Here is a 6,336-nt window from a genome sequence, read left to right as displayed (position 1 = left end):
GCCCACCCCTGTCTAAGGGGTGGGTGGCGAGCGCAGCGAGCCGGAAGGGGTTAGCTGCCTGCGGCAGCTGATATAAATAGGCGCCTTTTATTTTTTAAGGTGCCTTCTTTTTTAGTCCTGCCGCCTGCAGCGGCGCCCCCTTCCACCACTACGTGGTCCCCCACCCCCCGAGTGCGGGGGTGGGCAAGTTTATGGAGGAAAAAAGGAACCGCGTCACTACATCCCTTCCCACCCCTGTCTAAGGGGTGGGTGGCGAGTACAGCGAGCCGGAAGGGGGCAGCCGCAAGGCTTCATTATAAGATTCATCGCCCGTCAGGGCGATACCATAACCCTCGGGCCAAAGGCCCGTCAAACTTAAGAACCTTCCGAGCGAAGCTCCGTCAACCTTCCGTTGTGGGCCCCCTTTGGTACTGCGTACCACCTTCCCCCTCTTCGAGGGGGCACAATAGAATGGGTGTTGAACCCTCTGAACCCGGGCCGAGGAGCGGCCCTCTACTTCTTCCTTATGAATACTCTTCCTGCTTCCACAGGGTGGGATTTCTTGTATTCTTCTTTTGCCTGGTACATACGGTCATCCGCTTCTTTGAGGTGGTCTTCAAAGGTGAGGGGCTGGGCGGGGGCGTGGATGCTCCAGCCGAAGGAGGCGGAGGGGTCTTTCGGCATATGGGGCAGGCCTTTCAGCGCCTTCAGTTTCTTTTGGATTTCGTCTGCGATGGCAGGGATGGATGATGTTTTTTCCGGCGGGAGGATGGCGATGAATTCGTCGCCGCCCAGGCGGCCGCAGAAGGCGCCTTTTCCGGCAGTGCTCCGGATGATGTCTGCTGTGCGGCACAGGAGTTTGTCTCCTGCCATGTGGCCGTAGAGGTCGTTCACTTCTTTGAGACCGTTCAGGTCCATGAAGAGGAGGGCATAGGATTTTTTGCTGTCCAGCTTTTCTGCTGCGTGGAAGATGCCGCCGTGGTTCAGAAGACCGGTGAGGGCGTCATGCCGTGCCATGCGGAGGGCTGCTTTTTTCTCCTGCGCTTCTTCTGCCTGGGCCAGGATCTGGAGGAAGTAGGACAGGGTGACGGAAAGGACGAAGACCAGAAGGGCCCAGGTGGCCAGGGCCTGCATGATATGAATCTGCAGGGGATCGTGGGCGGGGGCGATGTAGTACTGGGCGGTATCTATGCCGGCGGCTCCGGCGGAAATAAGGATGCCCCAGCGGATGATGAAGCTCCAGATTTCTTCTTTTCCCAGGGGATGGAGCTGGTACCAGCACACGAAAAGACATGCCGGGAGGATGGAAAGGTGAAGCAGGGGGAGCATGTCATCCAGGGTGAGGGGTGTTTCCAGGTGCAGCAGGATGGCGGAGGTGAAGAGCAGAAGAAACCACTGGGAAAGCCGGTGGTAAATGGCTTTTCTCCGCCTGTTATTTTCCGAGAGGTAGAGGTAGTAAAGGAAGGGGGCAGGGAGGAAGAAAAGGGAGCCGTATTCGATAACGGAGCAGAGGTTCTGGTTTCGGATCCAGAAGCCCAGCATGTGATGATAGCCCAGGCCCCAGAGTACGAAGGAGGCCAGGAAGAGGGAAAGGGCCAGCCCTTTCTTTACGAAGCCCTTTTTCTTCAGACACAGGAAGATAAGGATGGCAGCCAGGGACAGGGTGAGGAGGGTGTGATAAAGGACGAAGAGAAGCCCTTCTCCCTGCAGGTAGTAGGTGTAACTCTTTTTAGTAGGCATGACGAGGATGCTGCCCAGAAAGGGGCGGGGATTGTGGTCAAGCATTTCTTCTTCTATAGTGACAGTGGAGCCATAGGCAACAGGAGGAAGCTCTACCATGCAGATCATGGAACCGAAATGGCGGCTCCGGGGTACATCGGATTCGCTGATGGAGTACAGAATGTGGCCGTTGTATAAAACGGTGGGGTAGGTACGGATGGTGGTGAAGGCCAGCATGTACTGGTGCCGGTCGGAGTGAAGGGGGATGGGCACATGGATGCGTACGCGGCTCCCCTCCGGGAAGTCATCTGCCGGGGATATGTTTTCCTTCACACTGCCGTCCGGTTCTATGAGGTCCATGGAAATGGCATCGGTTACCCGGTACTCGTTGTACTTTGTTTCATGGGTCATGTAGTAGGCGCTCACCAGTAGAAGAAAAAGAATAAAAAAGGAGAAAAGGGCAAAGATGTAGAAGGCTTTTCTGTTTTTCTGCTCTTTGGGAAGCCACCATTCCTGTTTTTCCATACCGATTCGCTCCTGACTGTCATTTTTATTTCGCTTTTTATTTTAACATATATATGAAAGACAGGAAGAAGTTTATCATATTTCTGATAGGAATAAAAGCATGCTCTATGAATTAATCAGTGCTTCCCTAGGGAAGCACTGATTAATTCGCAGAATCGAATTTCATATGTATTTTTATCCAATACTGCGTCATCAGTCTCCTTAAATAGCTCGCTATTCGCGTCGACTGATTCCTTGCATTGAATAAAAATACAAGAATGAAATCCGATAACGATTTAATCAGTGCTTCCCTGGTTCACCGGCTCATTAGGACGGTGAAAGCATTTGTGCTTTTTCACAGTCTTTTTTGCAGAACTTCCCATTTCTTCCTTTACAGGGCATAAAGGTATCGGATACTATAGGGATAAATGGATTTTTATTTCGTTCAATAAAGGAGAACATGATGGCACTGGTGAAGGATGAAGTCATAGAAGAGATCCTTAAATACAGGAAGTACAAAGTTTGGAGAAAACTGGATGATAACGGGCTGCTTGCCCTGGAGAGGAAGGACGGGGATATCGAGTATATCTGCGTTGGTGAAGAGCTGGGGGTAGAGCTGTTTAGAAGCGGGGAGATAGATTCCTACTATGCCCTCAAAGATATAGGGGAATCGGAGGATGATTTTTTCTGTTTCGACGATGATCCTCTGGGCAGACTGACAGCAGAGGAGAAAGTGCGGTTTCATATGACTTCTTTTCTTCATGTGGATTTTGGCAGCAAGAATGAAATCGACCAGGCCTGGACCACGGCCATTGACCGCTATAAAAAGAGGAATGGCATCCGCATGTATGGCAAGGGAAATTATTTCATGGTGATTAAATCCATTCCCCGCCGTCTTCCCCGGAATATCATTAATGAGGAGGACCAGGAGAGGGTGGCAGAGGCTTTCCGCCTGCTGAACTGGCTTTCCCTTCATCCGGAAAAGATTACCCGCCTTTACGAAGAGTATCTGCCTTACGACGTGAGACCCCATGCAGTGCTGTACAAACCCTTGCCGGACGGGTCCTATGAGAGAGACATCATTGAGGCGCCGGAGCGGAAAATGTTTGCTTTTGAGCCTGTCCCTTTTGAGTATGAAGTGCTTGCCCACCAGATTCATCCTTTTATTACCAAAAAGAAAGGGGTCATGGAGTGCAATCTCTTTATGACCGATGCTCCGGTGATGGAGGAAGGCTTTAAAGATGACGAAAAGAAAGAGGACCTTGAGGAAGTGCAGAGTCATCTTATCTGGCCCTGGGTGTTCATGGCAGGCGCGCCGAAGGATGACCAGATTTTCTACATGAAAGCTTTCAAGGAGCCCGGTATGGAAGTTCTTCGGGAGCTGGCGCAGCAGATGATTCAGACTCGGTATGCGCCCCATGAAATCAGGGTATGCAATGAGTGGACCTACAGCCTTTTGGAGGATTTCTGTAAAAAGACCGGTATCAAGCTGACCTTTACCCAGGACGACCTGTGGGTGGAGGATGCCTGTGAGGATTTCCTCGAACACTCTGCAGCAGGCCCCATGAATGATGACTATGGGGACGACGATGATTATGACGATGATGACGATGACGAAGAGGATTTTAAGCGCCTGATATCCATGATGCGCGGCATGAAGGATGATGAGTTTATGTCTGTTCCGCTTTTCATCCAAAACGGTCTTCGGGAAGCCTATGATATGCTGCCGAAGGACCTGCAGAAACGCTGTGTGAAGCTGTGGAAATGGAAAGTATAACGTCTTTACATTTTATGAATTGACTACTGGTCGCTTTTAGGCTATAATTCATTTCATGAATGTCAATCCCATGAAAGAAGGAAATCAGATGAAAAAATGGGTAAAAGCAGCAGCGGTTATGGTTCTGGGCGCAGCCCTTTTTATGCCGGCCATGATGAGTGAGGCCAGGATGCCTTCGCGCATCGGTATCCCCAATCCCCTGGTGGAGTATGACAGCTACGGCAGACTGGGACAGGTGGTGGGATTTCAGCCCCTCTTCCTGACGAAGTCTTTTGGCTACAAGGTGGACAGCTATATCGCCATCAGCCGTCAGACGGCTGACATCCGCTACAGCAATGATGACGGCGCAAGGCTCACTGTCCGGAGTGCCCTCCGGGACAGGAAGAACGGCGGCGAGGATATCAGCGGCGTTTACACCGGTAAATGGGAGAAAAAGGAAATCGCCCATTCCACGGTGTATGTGGCAAAGACCGACGAGAAAACCTATACCGCCCGCTGGACCTGCGGCGCCTATGCATTTGCAGTGACCGGCGAAGGTATGAGCGAAGAGGAATTCAGCCACATTCTTGCCGGCTATTTTGTGGACATGACGGAACATTACTACAGCGACCGGGTCATGCCGGTGGCAGGGGGAGCAGCTTTCTGAGAGAGTACCCCGATTTCCCATATTTCTGCTATTAAAAAATTCTATTGACCATTTCTCGTGGGCTGTGCTATTCTTAAGAAAGAATTCCACAGGATTCAATGGCGAATCATTCATTCTATGCAGGGATGAAGATGCCGGGAGAGTCGTGAAAGGCGGACACCGAAGGGGCAGAAACTCTCAGGTAAAAGGACCGGCAGTTGGACTAACCTCTGGAGAGCCTGGAAACGGGCACCGAAGAAGCAGGGATTTCCCTTATCTTTCAGGTCAAAGGACAGAGGCGCACTGATTATTTTTCAGTGCGCCTTTTTTTGTTGGAAAAAAGGCGCAGAAATCAGAAGGGAGCGATGGATTTGGATAAAAAGACACCTTTATATGACCGGCATGTGGCACTGAAAGGAAAAATGGTTTCCTTCGGCGGCTACACCATGCCTGTGCAGTACGGCAAGGGCATTCTGGCGGAGCATATGGCAGTGAGGACGAAAATGGGCATGTTTGATGTATCCCACATGGGAGAAGTGCTCTTTGAAGGCAAAGGAGCCCTGGCATCCCTGAATCACCTTCTGAGCAATGACTACACAAACCTTGCCATAGGGAAGGTCCGCTACGGTACCATGCTCAATGAGGAAGGCGGCGTTATCGACGACCTGATTGTGTACCATCTGGGAGAAGACCGGTACATGGTAGTGGTCAACGCTGCCACTCACGACAAGGATGCGGCCCACATGAGGGCAAACCTGCTGCCGGACACGAAGTTTACCGATATTTCTGAAGAAACAGGCCTTATTTCCCTGCAGGGACCTATGACAAAATCATTCCTTCCTGCACTGGTGGAAGGAGGAGAACTGCCGGAGAAATACTACAGCGAAAAGGAGCATGTCATCATAGGCGGTGTGGACTGCCTGGTATCCCGGACGGGCTATACCGGCGAATTCGGTTACGAAATCTTCTGCCCTGCAGATAAGGTGGGTCTCATCTGGGACCTTCTTTTGGAAAAAGGAGGCGATGACCTCCTGCCCTGTGGCCTGGGCGCCCGGGATACCCTTCGGCTGGAAGCGGCCATGCCTCTCTACGGACATGAAATGGATGAGACAGTAAGCCCTTTGGAAACGGGCCTTGATTTCGCCGTGAAATTAAATAAAGAAGAATTCATCGGCCTTCCGGCCCTCCTTACCTGTCCGCCGAAAAGGCAGCGCATCGGCCTTAAAGTCACCGGCCGGGGTATTGTCAGGGAAGAGGAGGATGTATATCTGGGGGACAAGGTCATTGGCCGTACGACCTCCGGCACCTACTGCCCCTATCTCAAAGGCGCCTGTGCCATGGCGCTGGTGGAAAAGGGAAGCGTGAAGATAGGCGACACCGTGGAAGCGGACGTAAGAGGAAGAAAAGTGGCCTGTGAAGTGGTGCCGCTTCCGTTCTATAAGAGGAAGTAAGGGACACGCCCTTTGGGCGTGAGGGTTCAGAAGGTGCAGAAGGTTCAAAGGGGAAAGGTTGACGGGGCCGAAGGCCCCGAAGGTTGTGGCCGACATCCGTCGGCGGGTTGTATAGCAGGGGGCGACGGCCCTATGGGCCGAGGGGTGGTGGTATCGCCCTTTGGCCGATGAGTATGAAGTCAGCGTTACGGGATGAGCTTTCTGCTGCATAAATTACGCTGAACATTGGGTCTGTCAAGTCCTTTGTGTAAATTTTTTCTGTCAAGTTAAGATTATTCTAA

The 6,336-nt window shown here is 51.7% G+C and carries 4 protein-coding genes and 1 riboswitch; of the genes, 3 read left to right on the top strand and 1 reads right to left on the bottom strand.

Annotated features, from left to right (window positions below; translation table 11 throughout):
- Nucleotides 1-492: 492 nt before the first annotated feature.
- Nucleotides 493-2,223: a GGDEF domain-containing protein gene (locus Q0482_RS05980; protein WP_299144641.1), complete on the bottom strand. Its 1,731-nt coding sequence runs from the start codon at nucleotides 2,221-2,223 to the stop codon at nucleotides 493-495.
- Between the two features lie 439 nt (nucleotides 2,224-2,662).
- On the opposite strand from Q0482_RS05980, the gene Q0482_RS05975 reads away from it, so the two are divergent.
- The 3 genes from Q0482_RS05975 to gcvT all read left to right on the top strand — a co-directional run bounded on the left by Q0482_RS05975 (nucleotide 2,663) and on the right by gcvT (nucleotide 6,055).
- On the top strand, nucleotides 2,663-3,979 hold the full coding sequence (locus Q0482_RS05975; RefSeq protein WP_299144638.1) for a hypothetical protein: 1,317 nt from the start codon (nucleotides 2,663-2,665) through the stop codon (nucleotides 3,977-3,979).
- An 88-nt stretch (nucleotides 3,980-4,067) separates the two neighbouring features.
- Nucleotides 4,068-4,625 (top strand): hypothetical protein, encoded by a 558-nt coding sequence (locus tag Q0482_RS05970; RefSeq protein WP_299144635.1) that lies wholly within the window; start codon nucleotides 4,068-4,070, stop codon nucleotides 4,623-4,625.
- A 199-nt stretch (nucleotides 4,626-4,824) separates the two neighbouring features.
- Nucleotides 4,825-4,910: riboswitch (glycine riboswitch) on the top strand.
- Nucleotides 4,911-4,969: 59 nt separating this feature from the next.
- Nucleotides 4,970-6,055 carry a glycine cleavage system aminomethyltransferase GcvT gene (gene gcvT / locus Q0482_RS05965; protein ID WP_299144632.1) on the top strand — a complete coding sequence of 362 codons (1,086 nt, stop codon included), beginning with the start codon at nucleotides 4,970-4,972 and terminating at the stop codon, nucleotides 6,053-6,055.
- Nucleotides 6,056-6,336 lie beyond the last annotated feature (281 nt).

The organism is uncultured Dialister sp., assembly GCF_937959425.1.
Lineage (GTDB): Bacteria > Bacillota > Negativicutes > Veillonellales > Dialisteraceae > Dialister.
The sequence above is the reverse complement of the archived record's forward strand: the minus strand, read 5'-3'. Positions and strand labels throughout refer to the sequence as shown.

What these genes read in the sequence shown, in the direction of transcription:
- Q0482_RS05970 (WP_299144635.1), top strand. Translation starts at nt 4,068, where the DNA reads ATGAAAAAATGGGTAAAAGCAGCAGCGGTTATGGTTCTGGGCGCAGCC.
- Q0482_RS05980 (WP_299144641.1), bottom strand. Translation starts at nt 2,223, where the DNA reads ATGGAAAAACAGGAATGGTGGCTTCCCAAAGAGCAGAAAAACAGAAAA.
- gcvT (WP_299144632.1), top strand. Translation starts at nt 4,970, where the DNA reads ATGGATTTGGATAAAAAGACACCTTTATATGACCGGCATGTGGCACTG.
- Q0482_RS05975 (WP_299144638.1), top strand. Translation starts at nt 2,663, where the DNA reads ATGATGGCACTGGTGAAGGATGAAGTCATAGAAGAGATCCTTAAATAC.